General features: G+C 60.9%; 17 protein-coding genes and 2 pseudogenes. 12 read left to right on the top strand and 7 right to left on the bottom strand.

All coding sequences use genetic code 11. The features are described 5' to 3' along the window. The first annotated feature begins 21 nt into the window (after positions 1-21). A complete protein-coding gene (locus WI754_RS24315) occupies positions 22-843 on the top strand; it encodes an aldolase/citrate lyase family protein (protein ID WP_341487839.1) in 822 nt (273 codons plus the stop codon). A 320-nt stretch (positions 844-1,163) separates the two neighbouring features. On the opposite strand, the gene WI754_RS24310 is transcribed toward WI754_RS24315, so the two are convergent. Then, entirely contained in the window at positions 1,164-2,240 is a 1,077-nt protein-coding gene (locus tag WI754_RS24310; protein WP_341487838.1) for a D-TA family PLP-dependent enzyme, read from the bottom strand. A gap of 191 nt (positions 2,241-2,431) precedes the next feature. Here WI754_RS24310 and WI754_RS24305 point away from each other — a divergent pair, with 191 nt between their 5' ends. From WI754_RS24305 to WI754_RS24280, 6 genes are all read left to right on the top strand, one after another. Continuing rightward, entirely contained in the window at positions 2,432-3,280 is an 849-nt protein-coding gene (locus WI754_RS24305; protein WP_341487988.1) for a transporter substrate-binding domain-containing protein, read from the top strand. A gap of 76 nt (positions 3,281-3,356) precedes the next feature. Beyond that, the gene (locus WI754_RS24300; RefSeq protein WP_341487837.1) at positions 3,357-4,019 is read left to right on the top strand and encodes an amino acid ABC transporter permease; all 663 of its coding nucleotides are present in this window, start codon (positions 3,357-3,359) and stop codon (positions 4,017-4,019) included. Further along, on the top strand, positions 4,019-4,690 hold the full coding sequence (locus WI754_RS24295) for an amino acid ABC transporter permease (RefSeq protein ID WP_341487836.1): 672 nt from the start codon (positions 4,019-4,021) through the stop codon (positions 4,688-4,690). Before WI754_RS24300 ends, WI754_RS24295 begins: the two co-directional genes overlap by 1 nt. A 13-nt stretch (positions 4,691-4,703) precedes the next feature. Continuing rightward, the gene (locus WI754_RS24290) at positions 4,704-5,474 is read left to right on the top strand and encodes an amino acid ABC transporter ATP-binding protein (protein WP_341487835.1); all 771 of its coding nucleotides are present in this window, start codon (positions 4,704-4,706) and stop codon (positions 5,472-5,474) included. Between the two features lie 82 nt (positions 5,475-5,556). Continuing rightward, positions 5,557-5,946, top strand: a complete 390-nt coding sequence (locus WI754_RS24285) for a RidA family protein (RefSeq protein ID WP_341487834.1) — start codon at positions 5,557-5,559, stop codon at positions 5,944-5,946. A gap of 58 nt (positions 5,947-6,004) precedes the next feature. Continuing rightward, entirely contained in the window at positions 6,005-6,805 is an 801-nt protein-coding gene (locus WI754_RS24280) for an IclR family transcriptional regulator (RefSeq protein ID WP_341487833.1), read from the top strand. Positions 6,806-6,809: 4 nt separating this feature from the next. On the opposite strand, the gene WI754_RS24275 is transcribed toward WI754_RS24280, so the two are convergent. Continuing rightward, positions 6,810-7,694 carry a helix-turn-helix domain-containing protein gene (locus WI754_RS24275; protein ID WP_341487987.1) on the bottom strand — a complete coding sequence of 295 codons (885 nt, stop codon included), beginning with the start codon at positions 7,692-7,694 and terminating at the stop codon, positions 6,810-6,812. Between the two features lie 112 nt (positions 7,695-7,806). Between WI754_RS24275 and pobA the strand changes: the two genes are divergently transcribed. After that, entirely contained in the window at positions 7,807-8,979 is a 1,173-nt protein-coding gene (pobA, locus tag WI754_RS24270; protein WP_341487832.1) for a 4-hydroxybenzoate 3-monooxygenase, read from the top strand. 6 nt (positions 8,980-8,985) lie between these two features. On the opposite strand, the pseudogene WI754_RS24265 reads toward pobA, so the two are convergent. Further along, positions 8,986-9,349: pseudogene (locus tag WI754_RS24265) on the bottom strand (PIN domain-containing protein). Positions 9,350-9,423: 74 nt separating this feature from the next. Between WI754_RS24265 and WI754_RS24260 the strand changes: the two are divergent. Beyond that, positions 9,424-9,840: pseudogene (locus WI754_RS24260) on the top strand (transposase); the annotation flags it as partial. A gap of 132 nt (positions 9,841-9,972) precedes the next feature. Here WI754_RS24260 and WI754_RS24255 read toward each other — a convergent pair. From WI754_RS24255 to WI754_RS24240, 4 genes are all read right to left on the bottom strand, one after another. Then, positions 9,973-10,764, bottom strand: a complete 792-nt coding sequence (locus WI754_RS24255; RefSeq protein WP_341487831.1) for a 3-methyl-2-oxobutanoate hydroxymethyltransferase — start codon at positions 10,762-10,764, stop codon at positions 9,973-9,975. A gap of 125 nt (positions 10,765-10,889) precedes the next feature. Further along, entirely contained in the window at positions 10,890-12,116 is a 1,227-nt protein-coding gene (locus tag WI754_RS24250; protein WP_341487830.1) for an FAD-dependent oxidoreductase, read from the bottom strand. Positions 12,117-12,129: 13 nt separating this feature from the next. Continuing rightward, positions 12,130-12,444, bottom strand: coding sequence for a MocE family 2Fe-2S type ferredoxin (locus WI754_RS24245; protein WP_341487829.1), 315 nt, complete (start codon positions 12,442-12,444; stop codon positions 12,130-12,132). 35 nt (positions 12,445-12,479) lie between these two features. After that, the gene (locus WI754_RS24240; RefSeq protein WP_341487828.1) at positions 12,480-13,565 is read right to left on the bottom strand and encodes a fatty acid desaturase family protein; all 1,086 of its coding nucleotides are present in this window, start codon (positions 13,563-13,565) and stop codon (positions 12,480-12,482) included. 154 nt (positions 13,566-13,719) lie between these two features. Between WI754_RS24240 and WI754_RS24235 the strand changes: the two genes are divergently transcribed. The 3 genes from WI754_RS24235 (at position 13,720) to WI754_RS24225 (ending at position 16,932) form a co-directional block, all read left to right on the top strand. Further along, complete coding sequence (locus WI754_RS24235) at positions 13,720-14,751, top strand: LacI family DNA-binding transcriptional regulator (RefSeq protein WP_341487827.1); 1,032 nt, start codon at positions 13,720-13,722, stop codon at positions 14,749-14,751. 201 nt (positions 14,752-14,952) lie between these two features. Then, positions 14,953-15,765, top strand: coding sequence for a TIM barrel protein (locus WI754_RS24230; protein WP_341487826.1), 813 nt, complete (start codon positions 14,953-14,955; stop codon positions 15,763-15,765). 234 nt (positions 15,766-15,999) lie between these two features. Next, the gene (locus tag WI754_RS24225; RefSeq protein WP_341487825.1) at positions 16,000-16,932 is read left to right on the top strand and encodes a sugar ABC transporter substrate-binding protein; all 933 of its coding nucleotides are present in this window, start codon (positions 16,000-16,002) and stop codon (positions 16,930-16,932) included. Positions 16,933-16,993 lie beyond the last annotated feature (61 nt).

The raw sequence follows: 16,993 nt of genomic DNA, 5'->3' as shown, positions 1-16,993 counted from the left end.
CAAAATCGAGGCTCCCTGCTCATGTACACAACCAACCGCCTGAAAGCCCATCTTGCCGCCGGTCATGTCGCCTTCGGATGCTGGGTCGGCGGCGGCTCGCCGACCAATGCCGAAATCCTTGGTCATGTGGGTTTCGACTTCCTGCTCGTCGACCATGAGCATGGGGTCGGCGAAACCCGCGAGATCATCGACACGCTGCGAGCGGTCGAGACGACGCCTTCGCCAGCGCTGGTGCGTATCCCCTGGAACGATCATGTCTTCCTGAAGCGTGTGCTCGATGCTGGCGTGCAATCGGTCATGATCCCCTCGGTCGATACGGCGGAAGCGGCACTTGCGGCGGTGAGAGCCTGCCGGTACCCGCCGGACGGTATTCGCGGCTATGCGGCCGGCGTCGTGCGCGCCTCCACCTTCGGGCTGGAGCCGGACTACATCCACAAGGCCAATGAGAACATGCTCATCGCCGTACAGATCGAGTCCTATACGGCGGTCGAGAACGCCACGGCGATTGCCGCCGTCGCAGGTGCGGACATCATCTTCATCGGCGTCAACGATCTGGCGGGATCAATCGGCCGGCTGGAGCAGACCAGCCATCCGGATGTGCGCGAACTCGTGCGCCGGGCCGAAGATGCAATCCTTGCTTCCGGCAAGATTATGGGCACCGTGCCGAACGCCGGCGCTTCCGTCGGTGAGCTGATCGATCGGGGCTATCGCGTTATCGCCGGCCCGCACGATGTGGCATTGCTTCGCGATGCCGGGCTGTCGGCGATGGCCGATTATCGCGAACTTTGTAAGTCCGACGGTAACAAGGCTGCGACGACGAACCGCCTGCAAAAATCCTACTGATGCCTGCGGTATCGTAAACTCAACAGCAATGTGCCAGCGCGGCTCGATGCAGATCGGGCCGCTTTCACGCGAGCGATCGCGCGCGACATCTGCATCGCAGCGTCGCTCGCCGGATTAGCCACGATACTCCGTTCCACCTGCAAGGCGGCGGCGGAGCAAGAGGACTGAGGTCTGCTGCCTTGGCGCAAATCTACGTTTTCACGAAGCTGTCTGATTTGAAAAGAGGCCCCAGCGGGCCTCCTTTTGTTTTCAGTCGGAGACGAAGATGGCTGCAATTTGCACAGATTGCGGATGCGCCAAGGGCGCTATTACCGTCTTCCTCAAACAATCCGCCCGCGCGCCGCAACCGGCCAAAGGCCGGAAATCTCTCCTTGTTCCACGATATGGACCGCATCGACCATGTTGGTGACGACGCAAGCGTGGTTCGGGACGATGCGCAGCTTGTCGCCGACCCTCAGATTGATCGGGCCTTCGCTGATGAGGCGGCCGTGTTCTTCCGAGAGCTGGTCGATGGCGATGTCGTCGCGGGTAAGAACGTGGCCGTAGCCTGAGAGGCCGAGCAGGTCGGAGGTCAGCGCCTTTGAACCGGCATCGATGATGGCGCGGTTGGCGGCGGGGACCGAGACGACGGTCGCGAGTACGGTCAAGGCGCAGTCATCCCAGCCACAGACGCCGCGCGAGACCAGCGAGCGGTCGTTGTAGACATAGGTGCCGGGGCGGTATTCGGTCGTCACCGGTGCCTCGGCCGCATGCATCATCGACGGAGTGCCGCCGGAGGTGATGACGGGGACTGCAATGCCGGCCGCCTCGAGGAACGCCTTGGCGCGGGTCATGAAGGATTCGACCGCAGCCGCGCCATTTGCCGGCGGATAGGTCATTAAGCCGCCGAAGACGAGGCCCGGAGCCTTGGCGATGCGTTGCGCAAGCGTTGCGGCGGCTTCCGGCGTCGGTACGCCACAGCGGTCGGCGCCGGTATTGCATTCGACCAGAACGCACAACGGCGCGGATTCGGCGGCAAACGCCGCCGAAAGGCCCTCGATCACCGTTTCGTTGTCGGCGACGACACTGAGCGTCACCGTGCGGGCGAGCGCCGCCAGATGCTCGAGCTTTTCCCGGCCGAGGATGTTGTACGTGATCAGCACGTCGCGGATCTCGAGGCTGCCGGCGACCATCGCTTCGGCCTCGGACACCTTCTGGCAGGTGATGCCCACGGCCCCTGCCCTGAGCTGCATTTCCGCCACCGCCGGCAGTTTGTGCGTTTTGATATGCGGGCGGACCTTCAGCCCGTGCGCATCGGCATAGGCCTGAAAACGCTCGATGTTGCGCCGGGCGATATCGAGATCGACCAGGACGGCCGGTGTATTCACGGTCTGGAGCGTCGCTGCGGCCTTGTCCATGGGATCTCCGAAAGAAAAATTTCCGATGCAATTTCAGGCGGAAGAAAATGCTGCACGCCTGGTGCGCCGATTCCTATCCGGCCAAGTCTTGACAATTTATGCATCCTGGCGCTGAATACGTCAATCCAGTAAAACAGACACCTGTCCATAATACTGGACACCAAAAAATGACCGTTCATCAGGGGAACATCATGATCATTTCGCTCCGCACCAGCGCGCTTTCGCTGGCAACCGCTTTCATCCTTTCCGCAATGCCCGCAGCCGCCCAGCAGGCGACCAGCAAGCTCGACGAGGTTCTGGCCCGCGGCCACCTCGTGCTCGGCACCGGCAGCACCAACGCGCCGTGGCATTTCAAGAGCGCCGAGGACAAACTCCAGGGTTTCGATGTCGACATGGGCCGCATCGTCGCCAAGGCGCTGTTCGGCGATCCCGACAAGATCGAATACGTCAACCAGTCGTCGGATGCGCGCATCCCCAACATCACCACCGACAAGGTGGATCTCACCTGCCAGTTCATGACGGTCACCGGTGAACGCGCCCAGCAGATCGCCTTTACCATTCCCTATTACCGGGAAGGCGTCGGACTGATGATGAAAGCTGACGGCAAGTATGCCGACTACGCGGCGCTGAAGGCGGCCGGTTCGGCGGTCACCATTTCGGTTCTGCAGAACGTCTATGCCGAGGACATGGTGCATGCCGCCCTGCCCGAGGCGACTGTCGACCAGTATGAATCCGTCGACCTGATCTATCAGGCGCTCGAATCCGGCCGTGCCGATGCGGCGGCGACCGACCAGTCGTCGCTTGCCTGGTACATGACCCAGAACCAGGGCCGCTACAAGGATGCCGGCTATGGCTGGAACCCGCAGACCTATGCCTGCGGCGTCAAGCGCGGCGACCAGGATTGGCTGAACTTCGTCAACACCGCGCTGCATGAGGCTATGACCGGCGTCGAGTTCGACTTCTATGCCAAGTCGTTCAAGACCTGGTTCGGCAAGGACCTGACGCCGCCGCAGATCGGTTTCCCAGTCGAGTACAAATAAGACCGAACGGCAAGTCGTTGGGACGAAGGGTTTTGGCCCTTCGTCCTTCCTCCACCCTCTACGGCAGGATGCCGCCATGGGTTATACGCTCAATTTCGCCGCCGTCTGGCGCAGCTTCGACCAGCTTCTCGAGGGTCTGCTGCTCAGCCTGGGCCTGGCTTTCATTTCCATCCTGATCGGTGCCGTCATCGGCCTTCTGGTGGCCTTTGCACTCACTGCCAAGAACGGCTGGGTGCAGCGGCCGGCCGCGACCTATGTCACGATCATCCGCAACCTGCCGATCCTCGTTCTGGTTCTCTTTGCCTATTTCGCCCTGCCGCAGATGGGGGTGCGGCTGGGCAAGATCGAGAGTTTCATCGCGGTCCTGTCGATCTATTCCGGCGCCTATCTGGCGGAAGTGTTTCGTGCCGGGCTCATCTCCATCCCGAGGGGACTGACGGAAGCCGGGCTCGCCATCGGGCTGACGCCGATGCAGATCCGCGTCTCGATCATCGTGCCATTGATGCTGCGCAACGTGCTCCCGTCGCTGTCTTCGACCGTGATTTCGCTGTTCAAGGATACGTCGCTGGCAGCAGCCATCGCGGTACCGGAACTCACATTCGAGGCGCGCAAGATCAATGTCGAGACCTTCCGGGTCATCGAAACGTGGATCGTCGCTTCGGGCCTCTACGTCTCCACCTGTTCCGTGCTCGCCGCGCTGATGCGTCTGGTCGAGCGGCGGCTTGTCGTTCCGAGGTGATGACCATGACGGATTTCTCCGCCTTCTTCGATCAGCTCTGGATCGCCCGCTTCGTTATCCTGAAGGGGCTTGGCGTCACCGTGTCGATCTCGCTTCTCTCGATCATAGCCGGATCGCTGCTCGGGGTTCTCGTCGGACTGTCGCTCGTTTACGGCAACCGGGTGCTGCGGCTCGTGATGCGCGCCTATACCGACTTCATCCGCGGCACGCCGGTGCTCGTGCTGGTTCTCGCCAGCTATTATGTGCTCTCCACGGTCGGTATCGAGCTTGGGCCGTTCCAGGCCGGCGTTCTGGCTCTGGCGATCTTCTGCTCGTCGCATGTCGGCGAGATCGTGCGCGGCGGATTGCAGGCGATCCCCAAGGGGCAGACCGAAGCCGCCAAGGCGATCGGGCTGACCTTCCGCCAGACATTCGCCTACGTGCTCTGGCCGCAGGCACTACGGCAGTTCCTGCCCGCCTGGGTGAACACGGCGGCCGAGATGGTCAAGGCCTCGACGCTGCTTTCGGTCATAGGCGTCGCCGAGTTGCTCTTGCGCACGCAGGAAATCATCTCACGCAATTTCCTGAGCCTGCAGTTCTATTTTTTCGCCGGGCTTCTCTACTTCGTCATCAATTACGGCATCGAGCGGTTCGGCAAATATGTCGAACGCAAGACCGCCGTTCCGTCCTGAGGGCTCGATCATCATGAGCAAGGTACTTCTCGAAATACAGGGTCTGCGCAAGCAGTACGGCGCCGTCGAGGTGCTGAAGGGCGTGGACTGCACGATGCATGAGGGCGAGGTGATCTCGATCATCGGCTCCTCTGGTTCCGGCAAGACGACGATGCTTCGCTGCATCAACATGCTGGAGGAATTCCAGGGCGGGCGTATCCTGCTCGAGGGCGAGGACATCGGCTATGAGCAGACCGGCTCTATCCGCAGGCGCAAGAGCGAGAAGGACATCGCCCGTCAGCGCGCGCTGACCGGCATGGCCTTCCAGCAGTTCAATCTCTTCCCGCATATGACTGCGGCGCAGAACGTCATGCTCGGTCTCGTCAAGGTGAAGAAGATGCCGCGCGACGAGGCGCGTGCGGTCGCCGAAAAATGGCTCGACCGCGTCGGACTTGCTTCCCGCGCCGATCACTATCCCGGCCAGCTTTCCGGCGGCCAGCAGCAGCGCGTGGCGATCGCCCGGGCGATTGCGATGAACCCCCGCCTGATGTTGTTCGACGAGGTGACCTCGGCGCTTGATCCAGAGCTGGTCGGCGAGGTGCTGCAGGTGATCAAGGGGCTCGCGGCCGACGGGATGAGCATGCTGCTCGTCACCCACGAGATGCGCTTTGCCTATGAAGTCTCCTCCCGGGTCATCTTCATGAACCAGGGCGTGATCTGCGAGGAAGGCGATCCCAAGGACATGTTCGTCAGGCCGAAGACCGAGCGGCTCGCGGAGTTCCTCAAGACATCCAGTTTCAACTGAACGGGATGGTTAAAAGTGTGAAGCGGTTTTCCGCCCGCATCCCGTTCCATTCAAAAAACAGAAGACAAAAGAGAGAAACCTCATGACCATCAAGCGTTATGGTGCCGGCGAAACCGGTGCCGGTGGACAGCCCCTGCCCTTCGCCCGTGCCGTGGAAGCCAATGGCTGGCTCCATGTTTCCGGCCAGGTTCCAATGGAAAACGGCGAGATCATCCGCGGTGGCATCCTCGCCGAAAGTCGCAGGGCCATCGAGAACCTGATCGCCATCCTGCATGAGGCAGGATACGGTATCGAGGACGTGGTCCGCGTCGGCGTCTGGCTTGATGATCCGCGCGATTTCTGGAGCTTTAACGGCGTCTATGCCGAGTATTTCGGCGCCAACCCGCCAGCCCGCGCCTGCGTGCAGTCGCGGATGATGGTCGATTGCAAGGTGGAAGTCGATTGCATCGCCTATCGGACGGACAGGGCTTGAAATGCCCGGCGCGGCTTGCAAAGGTCGCGCTCTTAACTTTTTGACGAGGACAGATCGAATGGCCGATGGCGCAGAAGACATCGTATCGCGGCGCACGCGGGGCCTCGATCGTGCCTTCGAAATTCTCGAATTCCTGCGGACAAAGCGTCAACCGATGCGGCCGAACGAGATCGCCGTCGAGATCGGCGCGCCGCGCTCGTCCGTCTACGAGCTGATCAATCTTCTCTTGCGCCACGGCATGCTGGACTATCAGGGTGGCGACGGCCGCGTGTTTTTGGGTCGCAAGCTCTATTTCCTCGGCACGGCCTATGCCGATCAGTTCGATCTAATGCGCGAATCCGAGGATTTGCTGTCGCGGCTGGCGGAAGAAACCCGCGAAACCGCGCAGATGTGCCTGCTGGAGGGCAACAAATATACGGTTGCGATGATGCGCGAAGGCGTGCGCGCATTCCGCATCTCCTCCAATATCGGCGAGCTCGTGCCGATCCCGTGGACGGCTTCCGGACGGCTGCTGGTGGCGCATCTCACCGATGCTGAGATTGTCGATTTCATTCCCGCCGACGATTTCATTGTACCAAGTGGCAAGCGGCTGGATCCGGCGCGGTTCATCGCCGAAGTCCGGCAGGCAACCATCGATGGCTATTTCACCTTCAACAGCGAGGTGGAGACCTTCACCCATTGCTTCGCCGTGCCGGTGCATCAGGCCGATGGTCAATGCGTCGCCACGCTCTGCCTTGTCACGCCAAAGGAAGACGGGTTACGCAATCGTCAGGCCTATCTTGATAGCCTGCTTGCCGCCGCGCACGAACTGTCCGAGCAACTCGGCTATTCCACCGGGCGCAAGCGTGCCGAGAGGTAGCCACTCAAGCCCTTTGGTTCTGTGCCAACCGCCATTGCCGCGGTGATAGGCCGGTATTGGTCTGGAAAAACCGTGAGAAATAGGCGGGGTCGGAGAACCCCAGCCGGTAACCGATCTCCTGTACCGGTATCTGGGTAAAGAGCAGTTCTCGCTGGGCTTCATCGATCAGCTTGCCGTTGATCAGCGACTGGGTGTTGCGGCCGGTGAGGTGCTTGACGATGCGGTTGAGATGCGTCGGAGATATTCCGAGCTCCTGCGCATAGAAGGACGCTGGCTTATGCGAGCGGAAATGCTGGTGGACCAAGCCTGCCAGCCTGTTCAGGCGGCGCTCATTTTCACTTGCTCCATCCTCTTCGTCGCCGCGTCCGGCGGCAAACAACCGTGCCGTTAGCCTGAGCGCCGCCGTCAGATAGGCCTCGCACAGATCCGCCGGACCGGTTCGCCGTGCGGCTGTTTCCGCGGCGAGCCGATGTAGCGTCTCGGCAATATAGCGACTGTCGGCGTGCTCCATTCGCAGTCCCGTTAAGCGTGGCACGGCCAGCCACTCGCCAAACCGGCTGTGGTCGGCGGGCATGGTTTTCAGGTGCGAGGTCAGCACCGTGAAGACATAACCGTCGATATCCTTCGAAAACCGAAATCCGTGGCGCGCGAAGGGGGGCACCGTGATCACCGCGGGCGGCACGATCGGATGAATATCATTGCCGAACACCGCATCGCCGGATCCGGCCTCGATGTACAGGATCTGAAAGAACTGTTCGTGGCGGTGCAGTCCGATCTCCCAGTGATGCAGGCTGCTGCGCGACGGGATCGTTTCGCAATGCAACCAGAAATCTGGTGAATCGCCAGCCTTTTCACCGTAGAGATCGTAGGTGGGGATAGAACGCATCAGCTTCCTGCATTTTTCGGAATGTTCGATTTGTGCAATTTCTTGGCCGCAATGTCCATGGAGGCGCCCCCGTACCGGTGTCACAACTGATGCATGCTCGACTTCGGGAGGAGAGATGCGCACGCAGGTTGTCATCATCGGTTCAGGTCCGTCCGGGTTGCTGCTCGGACAGTTGCTGGCGAAAGCCGGGATCGACGCGGTCATTCTGGATCGCGTCGGCAAGGACTATATTCTCGGCCGCGTCCGAGCCGGCGTGCTGGAGCAAGGCACGGTTGGCCTCATGGATCAGGCGGGCGCGGGTGAACGCATGCATGCCGAGGGTCTGCCGCATGACGGCTTCTCGCTTGCCTTCGACGGGCGCGATCACCGCATCGACCTCAAGGATCTCACCGGCGGCAAGGGTGTGATGGTCTATGGCCAGACCGAGTTGACGCGTGATCTGATGGAGCACCGCGAAGTGATCGGCGCCGTGACGATCTACGACGCGTCCAATGTCTGCCCGCACGACTTTGACGGGCGGTCACCCTATGTTACCTACGAGCGTGACGGGATCACCGAGCGCATCGATTGCGACTTCATCGCCGGATGCGACGGCTTCCACGGCGCCAGCCGCAAGTCCATATCCGAGAAAGCTATTTGCAGCTTTGAGAAGGTCTATCCATTCGGCTGGCTCGGCATTCTTGCCGATGTGCCGCCGGTCAGCGACGAACTGATCTATGCCAACCATCCACGCGGCTTTGCGCTCTGCTCGATGCGGTCCGAAACCCGCAGCCGCTATTATCTGCAATGTGCCCTCGACGAGAGGATCGAAGACTGGAGTGACGACCGGTTTTGGGACGAGTTGCGCCGGCGGCTGCCCGTGCATCATGCCGAGGCCCTGGCAACCGGTGCCTCGTTCGAAAAATCGATCGCGCCGCTTCGCTCCTTCGTTGCCGAGCCGATGCGTTTCGGCAAACTCTTCCTCGTCGGCGACGCCGCCCACATCGTGCCGCCGACGGGTGCCAAGGGCCTCAATCTTGCGGCAAGCGATGTCCACTATCTCTCTTCCGGTCTCGCTGAATATTACGAGGAGCGATCAATCGCCGGAATCGATGCCTATTCGGGGCGCGCCCTCTCCCGCGTCTGGAAGGCAGTGCGCTTTTCCTGGTGGATGACGACCATGATGCACCGTTTCCCGGATACCGGCGCGTTCGACCAGAAGATCCAGGAAGCCGAGCTCGACTATCTGACACATTCCCGGGCGGCCGCAACGGCGCTGGCCGAGAACTATGTAGGGCTGCCTTATTGAAGCTTGTCAGCCGTCCAGTGTCCAGTCTTCGACCCGTAACCCATCGACGCGTTGAAACTCGCGAGTATTGTTGGTGATAATGATGAGGTTGCGTGCTTTCGCCTGAGCTGCGATCAATGTATCGAAAGGGCCGATGGGCGCTCCGAAAGCTGCCAGCGTGGCGCCTCGCCAGCATGTTGCGCCATATCTCGATCGAATTCGAACAGAGGAAAATTCTGCGTCAGAAGACGCAGGTTCCGAGATTGGCTTCAACCCGCTGACTTCGAGAAGCGCCGTAGTACAACGCATGCACAACGATGTTCGAAAGGCCGATTTCACCTTCGGAGCAGGTGAGAATGCGTCCCATAAGTCGATTCGATTTACGGCTTATCCCTCTAGCTCCGGTTTAACCATATCTTGAGGTTCTGGCGGCCGACACTCGCCAACCATCTCTGGTTCAAGCGCATACACCGCGTCTTCTCGCTGATGAAGCGCTGGATGATGAGCGTCTACCACGGCGTCCGCCGTCGTCACCTCGACATCTACCTTCAGGAGTTTGTCTTCCGCTGGAACCGGCGGCGGCAGTACCGCGCGTCGTTCGACAGTCTTGGCGCCATCGGCCACGAGGTCGGTCACGCCAGCTACCGCGCCATCGTCGGCAGGCCTCCGGTCCTCAAGCCGCTCATGGAACAGGTGCGTGACCGGACCAAGCAAGAGCGTCGGCAAGCGTACCTGGAGGCTCTCGCCAAGGGTGTGCCCGAAGTCTTTGCCAAAAGGCTGCTCGATCCAGATTACGTTGAACCAAAGCGACCAACATATGTACGCAAGCGCCCACAAAGACCTGTTCTGGCAAGAAGTCGGACGGCTTTCGTGTTCGACTAAGCGAAACTCCCTCGGGGCCGGACGGCTTGGGAGTTACCTGATTGAAAAACTTTGGCGCGCTGCGCCACGATCCTGCTCCGGCGAGACGTTCATACATATACGTATTATCGTTTTGTCGCTGCGCGAGCCCTCTCAACCCAGCGCCGCCAGAAATGCTTCCAGTTCCGCCGGCTCGATGCCGACCAGATGCGGCTTGCCGGGATACGCGCCGGACTTCACGTCGGCGACGTATTCGCAGAAGGCGGTGATGCGCTCCTGTTGCAGGCGGTCGTATTCGGCGGCGAAGTTGCGGTAGATCTTGGCGTGGCGCGGAACATGGCCTTTGTTCGCGCCCAGCACGTCGTCGGCAAAGAGGTATTGCGCGTCGCAGCCAGTGCCGGCGCCCATGGAGAGCATCAGCATTGAGGTGCGTTTGCTGATCGCGCTCGCGACTTCGCCGGGCACGACTTCGATTTCAGCGGCGAAGGCGCCGGCTTCCTCGAGCGCCTTGGTCTGGCGCCAGATCTCCAGCGCACTGAGCGCCGTCTTGCCGACGGCGCGGAAACCACCGGTCCAGGTGGCTTTTGAGGGAATAAGGCCGAGATGGCCGCAGACCGGAATCCCCTCGTCGCGCATGCGGCGCACCGTCTGGAGACCGGCCGCGCAATAGACGGCATCTCCGCCGTCCTTCAGCGCCTGGAATGCCGCGCGGATATACTCTTCCGCGGTGACGAAATCACCATATTCAAGGCCGGGAAAGGCAAAGACCGACGGAGCCGCCTCGCGGAAGGCTGGCCCAAGCAAGGCAGGCGGCACGGAAACCAGATCGACGCCCGCCCGCTCTGCGGCGTCGGCCTCATCCAGCGTTTCGACGCGCAACATGCTGAGTTGGCGCTTGCCCTTCATTGACAGAAGGTCGGCCACGGTCGGGCGGCGGTGTCTCATTGATCTCTCCCTATCGCGGTCGGCGGTCAGGGGCCGCCACCGACTGATTTTGTGGTAATTTCGAATTAGAGGCGGTGGGATTCGGCTGAAGACGCCCCCGCAGGAAACGGGTGTCTCCCGGCGCTTCAGGCCGCAAGCAATGTCTTCAGCTTGGTCCCCGGCGCAGCGAGCGCCACGGGATCAGGACGAACACGCGCTGCGATCATCATTTCGGCCAGACGGATGTCGCGGGCGACGCTATTTCCCGGGCCGATGCCGCTGGCTGCAATCAGGCGTCCGTCAGCATCGAGATGGAAGAGGATGACGGCGTCCTCTGCGACATGCCTCCAAACGGCCTGCGTCGCGCCGTCAGCGAGGCCGGCGATCTGCAGCGTGAGATCGTACTGATCCGACCAGAACCACGGCACGGCCGACACCGCCTCCGCTGCACCGAGCAGGTTGGCGGCGGCAAGCGTGCCCTGGTCCTGCGCATTGCGCCAGGCCTCCAGCCGCACGCGGCGGCCGTCATAATGCGTCAGTGGGAAAGAGCAGCAGTCGCCGGCGGCGAAGATATCCGGTGCGGATGTCTGCAAATGCTCGTCGACGGCAATGCCGTTGTCGATTGCCAGTCCTGCATCGCGGGCGAGCTCGACATTCGGGATGGCGCCGATGCCGACGACGATCAGATCGGCGGCAATCACGCGACCATCCTCAAGCAGGACTTTCGCGTCGTCGCGGCTCTCGTCCAAGCTCTGGATTTTGACGCCACAGAGGATTCCTACACCCTCCGCTTGATGCCTTGCAGCGACCACGGCGGCGATCTCTTCGGGCACGCCGCGGCTGAGAATGCGTGGCAGGCCCTCAAGCAGCGTTACCTTCGCGCCGAGCTTGCGGGCGGTTGCGGCAAGCTCCAGACCAATGAAGCCGCCACCGATGATGGCCAGATGCGCGCCCGGCTGCAGGCTGGCGCGGATCGCAACGGCGTCGCCGTGGGTGCGCAGTGTCCTGATACGATGATTGGCGCCTGAAAGCCCTGGAAAGGGCCGAGGCCGGGCGCCAGTCGTCAACAGCAGGCGATCATAGGCAAGGATTTGACCATCGGAGAGACGTGCGGTCTTGCCGGCGGGGTCAATACTCTCGACGCTGAGGCCGGTCAGAACGTCGATCCCTGCATCGGCATAGCGGGCTGCGTCCGAAACGAGTTTCGGTTCGAGGCCATTGAGCAGCGCGTCCTTCGACAGCGGCGGGCGCTCGTAAGGAAGATGCTCTTCGGCGCCGACGAGCGTGATCTGCCCCTCGAAATTCCTTTCCCTCAGCGCGAAGGCGGCGCGCGCACCGCACTCCCCTGCCCCGATGATGACGATGTGCGACATGATGTGGTCCTTCTCAGGCAACCGAGATGAAGACGCTGCCGCCTTCGACCTTGACCGGGTAGGTCTTGAGGTCGACGCAGACGGGCGCACCCTTGGCTTCGCCGGTCTTGTAGCTGAACCGGCCATTGTGTTTCGGACATTCGATGATGTCGTCCATCACCAGCCCCTCAGCAAGATGGATTTTCTCGTGCGTGCAGAGGCCATCGGTCGCAAAGAATTCGTCATCGGGGCTGCGATAAACTGCGAACGTCCTGCCCGCGTGATCGAAGCGGATGACATCCTCTTCGTCGATTTCGTCCGTCGCGCAGACTTTCACCCAATTGCTCATGCTTTCCTCCAGTCGATATTGTTCAGGGCACCGATCTATTCGGCGGCGATCGGTTCGGCGTGTAGCTCTTCCCGGTAGGGCTTGGCCGTCGGCGGCAATTCGCGCTTGAGAAAATAGTCCTCGTTCCTGAGCTGACGCAGGAAGGCAGGGATCATTTCGCGATAGCCTTCGGTGATCGATTTGTTCGGCGCCGGCAGGTCGTGCTTGATCATCTCATGCAACTGCGGCAGCGCATGGTAGGGAACCATCGGGAACATGTGGTGTTCGACGTGGTAATTCATGTTCCAGTACACGAACCGGCTGAAGGGATTCATGTAGACACTGCGGCTGTTCAGCCGATGATCGATGACATTGTCGGCAAGACCGCCGTGCTGCAACAGGCCGGTCAGCACATGGTGCCAGGCGCCATAGAGGCGCGGCAGGCCGATGAGCATCAGCGGCAGGATCGATGAGATGGTGACTGCAAGGGCGATCGTCGCGACATAGATCGCCAGCCAGATGCGGGCGATGCGGATGGCGCGCGGCTGCTCCTGCTCTGGGATGAAGGTCTTTTCTTCGGCGCTGATCACACCGGCGGCGTTGCGGACCATGTCAATCGTCGCATGGAAGACATCGAGAATACCAAAGAAGTTGAGGACCAGGCGCAGCAGGTCCGGGGGGCGCATGACGGCGATTTCCGGGTCACGGCCGACAATCACGGTGTCCGTGTGATGGCGTGTATGGCTCCAGCGCCAGGTCACCGGATTGCGCATGATCATGAAGCAGGCGATCTCGTAGACCGCATCGTTCATCCAGCGCGTCTTGAAGGCCGTGCCATGGCCGCATTCGTGCCAGCGCGAATCCGAGGCCGAACCGTACATGACGCCATAGACAAGGAAGAACGGCACACACCACCAGGAACCCCAGAAATAGATAGCGAGAGCGCCGCACACGACCATGCTGCCAAGCCACAGGATGGTGTCACGGATGGCCGGTCCGTCCTCACGCTTCATCAACTCCTTCATCTGCTTGCGCGGAATGTCGGTGTGATACCACTCAGCAGCGGCAAGTCCGCTTTCGACGGCGGCCTGGGCATCGCGCCCCAGCAGGCTGTAGTCGCGTTTCGTGGCAACCCTGGTCATCTTTATCCTCCCTGCGCATTGTTTCCGGATGCGCCTTGTCCTGTGATCATGAGGATAGGTTGACTTTCGCGGCGGCTCAATGCAGCCTTGATATATTCTATCAAAACACATCAAAGCTGGCTCGACAGAATGATGGCTTATGTCAGGAGAACACATGAGCGGACGACCGACCATTGCCGATCTTGCGAAGGCTGCCGGCGTCAGCGTCGCCACCGTTGATCGGGTGCTGAACGGACGTCACCGGGTGCGCGAGGAAACAGCCCGCCGGGTCTACGATGCGGCCAAATCGATAGGCTACCATGCGGTCGGCCTGCTGCGGCAAAGGGTGTTCGAGGATCTCCCGCAATACCGGCTGGGCTTCATCCTGCAGAAGCCCAATCAGTTTTTCTACCAGTCCATGGCGAGGGAGATCGAGAACGCGGCGCTGTCCGCACCGAGCATCCGCGTCGTTCCACAGATCGACTTTACTGCAAGTTCGACGCCCACGGCCATCACGGAGAAGCTGCGGGCCATGGCAGCGCGCAATCAGGCGATCGCACTCGTCGGACCCGACTATCCGGCTGTGACGACGGTGGTTGAGGAACTGAAAGAAAGAGGGATTCCGGTTTTCTCCCTTCTCTCTGACTTCGCGACCGGCGTGCGTGAAGGTTATGTCGGTCTCAACAACAGGAAAGCCGGCCGCACTGCAGCCTGGATGATTGCAAAGGCGGCGACCAAACCGGGAAAGGTGGCCGCCTTCGTCGGCAGCCACCGCTTTCACGGTCATGAACTACGCGAGATTGGCTTTCGATCCTATTTTCGGGAGAATGCGCCCGAATTCGAAGTGCTTGATACGCTGGTCAACCTCGAGACGGCCGAGATCACCCATGAGGCGACGCTGAACCTGTTGCAGCGCCACCCTGACCTGATCGGCTTTTATGTCTGCGGTGGCGGAATGGAGGGCGCTATTTCGGCCCTGGCTGAGGAGAAGCTGGCCGGCAAGCTGCTGGTTGTCGTCAATGAATTGACGCCGGAGTCGCGTGCAGCGCTCGCAGAGGATCTTGTCACGATGGCGATTGCGACACCCGTCGCCCAACTCGCGCGCGAACTGGTCGGCCTGATGGTCGGCGCCATCGATCGCGGCCTTGCCGCTGTTCCCGGTCAGACGTTCCTCCCCTTCGACATTTTCACGCCGGAGAATATCTGAGCGCTCTCGCGCCATATGATAGTATTTCATCATTCTGTGTTCGCATTCTTTCACAGATGCAAGAGGAACGGCATGTTCTGCTTTGACTGCGCGGCGATAAGCTGCTGATGCTGCAATCCCGATCAAGGGTGCGCAGCCGCGAAACGGCATGCCGCGTCGCCGCCCTGCCCTTCGGACATATTTGCAGGAGGAACATCGCCTATGACGACCATCCCATTCGCTCTCAACCACATGACCGCGCCGGCCTTGCCGCTGGAGGATTTTTTCGCGCTGGCCGCATCGCTCGGTATTTCGGCCGTCGAAATCCGCAACGATCTTGACGGCAACGCCATCATCGATGGCACGCCTGCCGCAACGGTCCGGGCTCTTGCTGAAAGGCACGGGCTGACGATCATCTCGATCAATGCGCTGCAGCGGTTCAACGAATGGAACAGTGATCGCGCCCGTGAGGCGCAGGACCTTGTCGCTTACGCGCGCGATTGTGGCGCCAAGGCGCTGGTTCTCGTTCCAGTCAACGATGGCAGCGGCCAGGGGGATGGTGAGCGGCAGGCCAATTTGCGGCAGGCGCTGACGGCGCTGAGACCGATGCTGGATGAAGCGGGTATCATCGGCCTCGTCGAACCGCTCGGTTTCGAGATCTGCTCGCTGCGTTCGAAAACCGAGGCGGCGGAAGGTATTCGGGATGTGGAAGGCGAAGGTACTTTCAAAATCGTGCATGACACATTCCACCATCATCTCGCTGGGGAAGAAACATTCCATCCTGACTTGACGGGCCTTGTCCACATATCCGGTGTCGCCGATCCCGCTGTCACTGTCAGCGACATGCGCGACCCGCACCGCGTGCTGGTGGGTGCCGGCGACCGGCTCGACAACGCCGGCCAGATGAAAAGACTGCGGGAAAGCGGCTATGGCGGGCCTTTTTCGTTCGAACCTTTCTCGCCGGAGGTGCATCAGCTGAGCGACGTCTCGGCAGCCGTACGTGACAGCATGGCGTTCCTGACGGCAAAGGTCTGAACCAGCAGCGCATCGCCTGGTTTTTTGCGTGAATATAGGCCGTCGCGCACTTGACGGCTTAGTAAAAAATGGAATACATATTCCGTATTGTCAAACAGTCGGTTTGTTTATTCTGTTTTGATGGCTTGCCACGGGAGAGGCAGGCGAAAAGAAACGGGCATCGCCGGGGAGCGGGGGTGCCTCCGGCTTGTGGAGGGTGGTCGCCGGACACCATTTTGTGGAGGAAAGTACATCATGAAGAAAATGATCATGGGCGCGGCTCTGGCGGTGATGATGTCGACGGCAGCGCATGCCGCCGAGACGGTCGGCGTCTCGATGGCACTGTTCGACGACAACTTCCTGACCGTTCTGCGCAACGGCATGCAGGACTACGCCAAGACGCTCGACGGCGTAACGCTGCAGGTCGAAGACGCCCAGAACGACGTTGCCAAGCAGCAGAGCCAGATCCAGAACTTCATCGCTGCCGGCGTGAATGCCATCATCGTCAACCCGGTCGACACCGATGCGACGGCCGCCATGTCGAAGATCGCCGCAGATGCGGGTATCCCGCTCGTTTACGTCAACCGCGAGCCGAGCAACATCGACAGCCTTCCGGAAAAGCAGGCTTTCGTTGCATCCAACGAAGCGGAATCCGGCACGCTGGAAACCCAGGAAGTCTGCAAGCTGCTCGGCGGCAAGGGCAAGGCCGTCGTCATGATGGGCGAGCTTTCCAACCAGGCGGCCCGCATGCGTACCAAGGACGTGCATGACGTCATTGCCACCGACGCCTGCAAGGGCATCGAGATCGTCGAAGAGCAGACGGCCAACTGGTCGCGCACCCAGGGTGCCGACCTTGTGACCAACTGGCTGTCGGCCGGTCTGGAATTCGATGCCGTCATCGCCAATAACGATGAAATGGCGATCGGTGCCATCCAGGCCCTGAAGGCTTCCGGCCGCTCCATGGACAGCGTCGTCATCGGCGGTGTCGATGCGACGCAGGACGCGCTTGCATCCATGGCTGAAGGCGACCTCGATGTCACCGTGTTTCAGAACGCTGCCGGTCAGGGCAAGGGCTCGCTCGACGCGGCGCTGAAACTGGCCCGCGGTGAAACGGTCGACAAGAAGGTCTACATTCCCTTCGAACTGGTAACCCCGGCCAACCTCAAAGACTACCAGGCCAAGAACTAAGCCAAAGATACCCGGAGCGCGGCCCGACCGCGCTCCGGTTTGCCCGGTTTTTATGACGGAC

This window comes from Pararhizobium sp. A13 (assembly GCF_040126305.1).
Taxonomy (GTDB): Bacteria; Pseudomonadota; Alphaproteobacteria; order Rhizobiales; family Rhizobiaceae; genus Pararhizobium.
The sequence above is the reverse complement of the archived record's forward strand: the minus strand, read 5'-3'. Positions and strand labels throughout refer to the sequence as shown.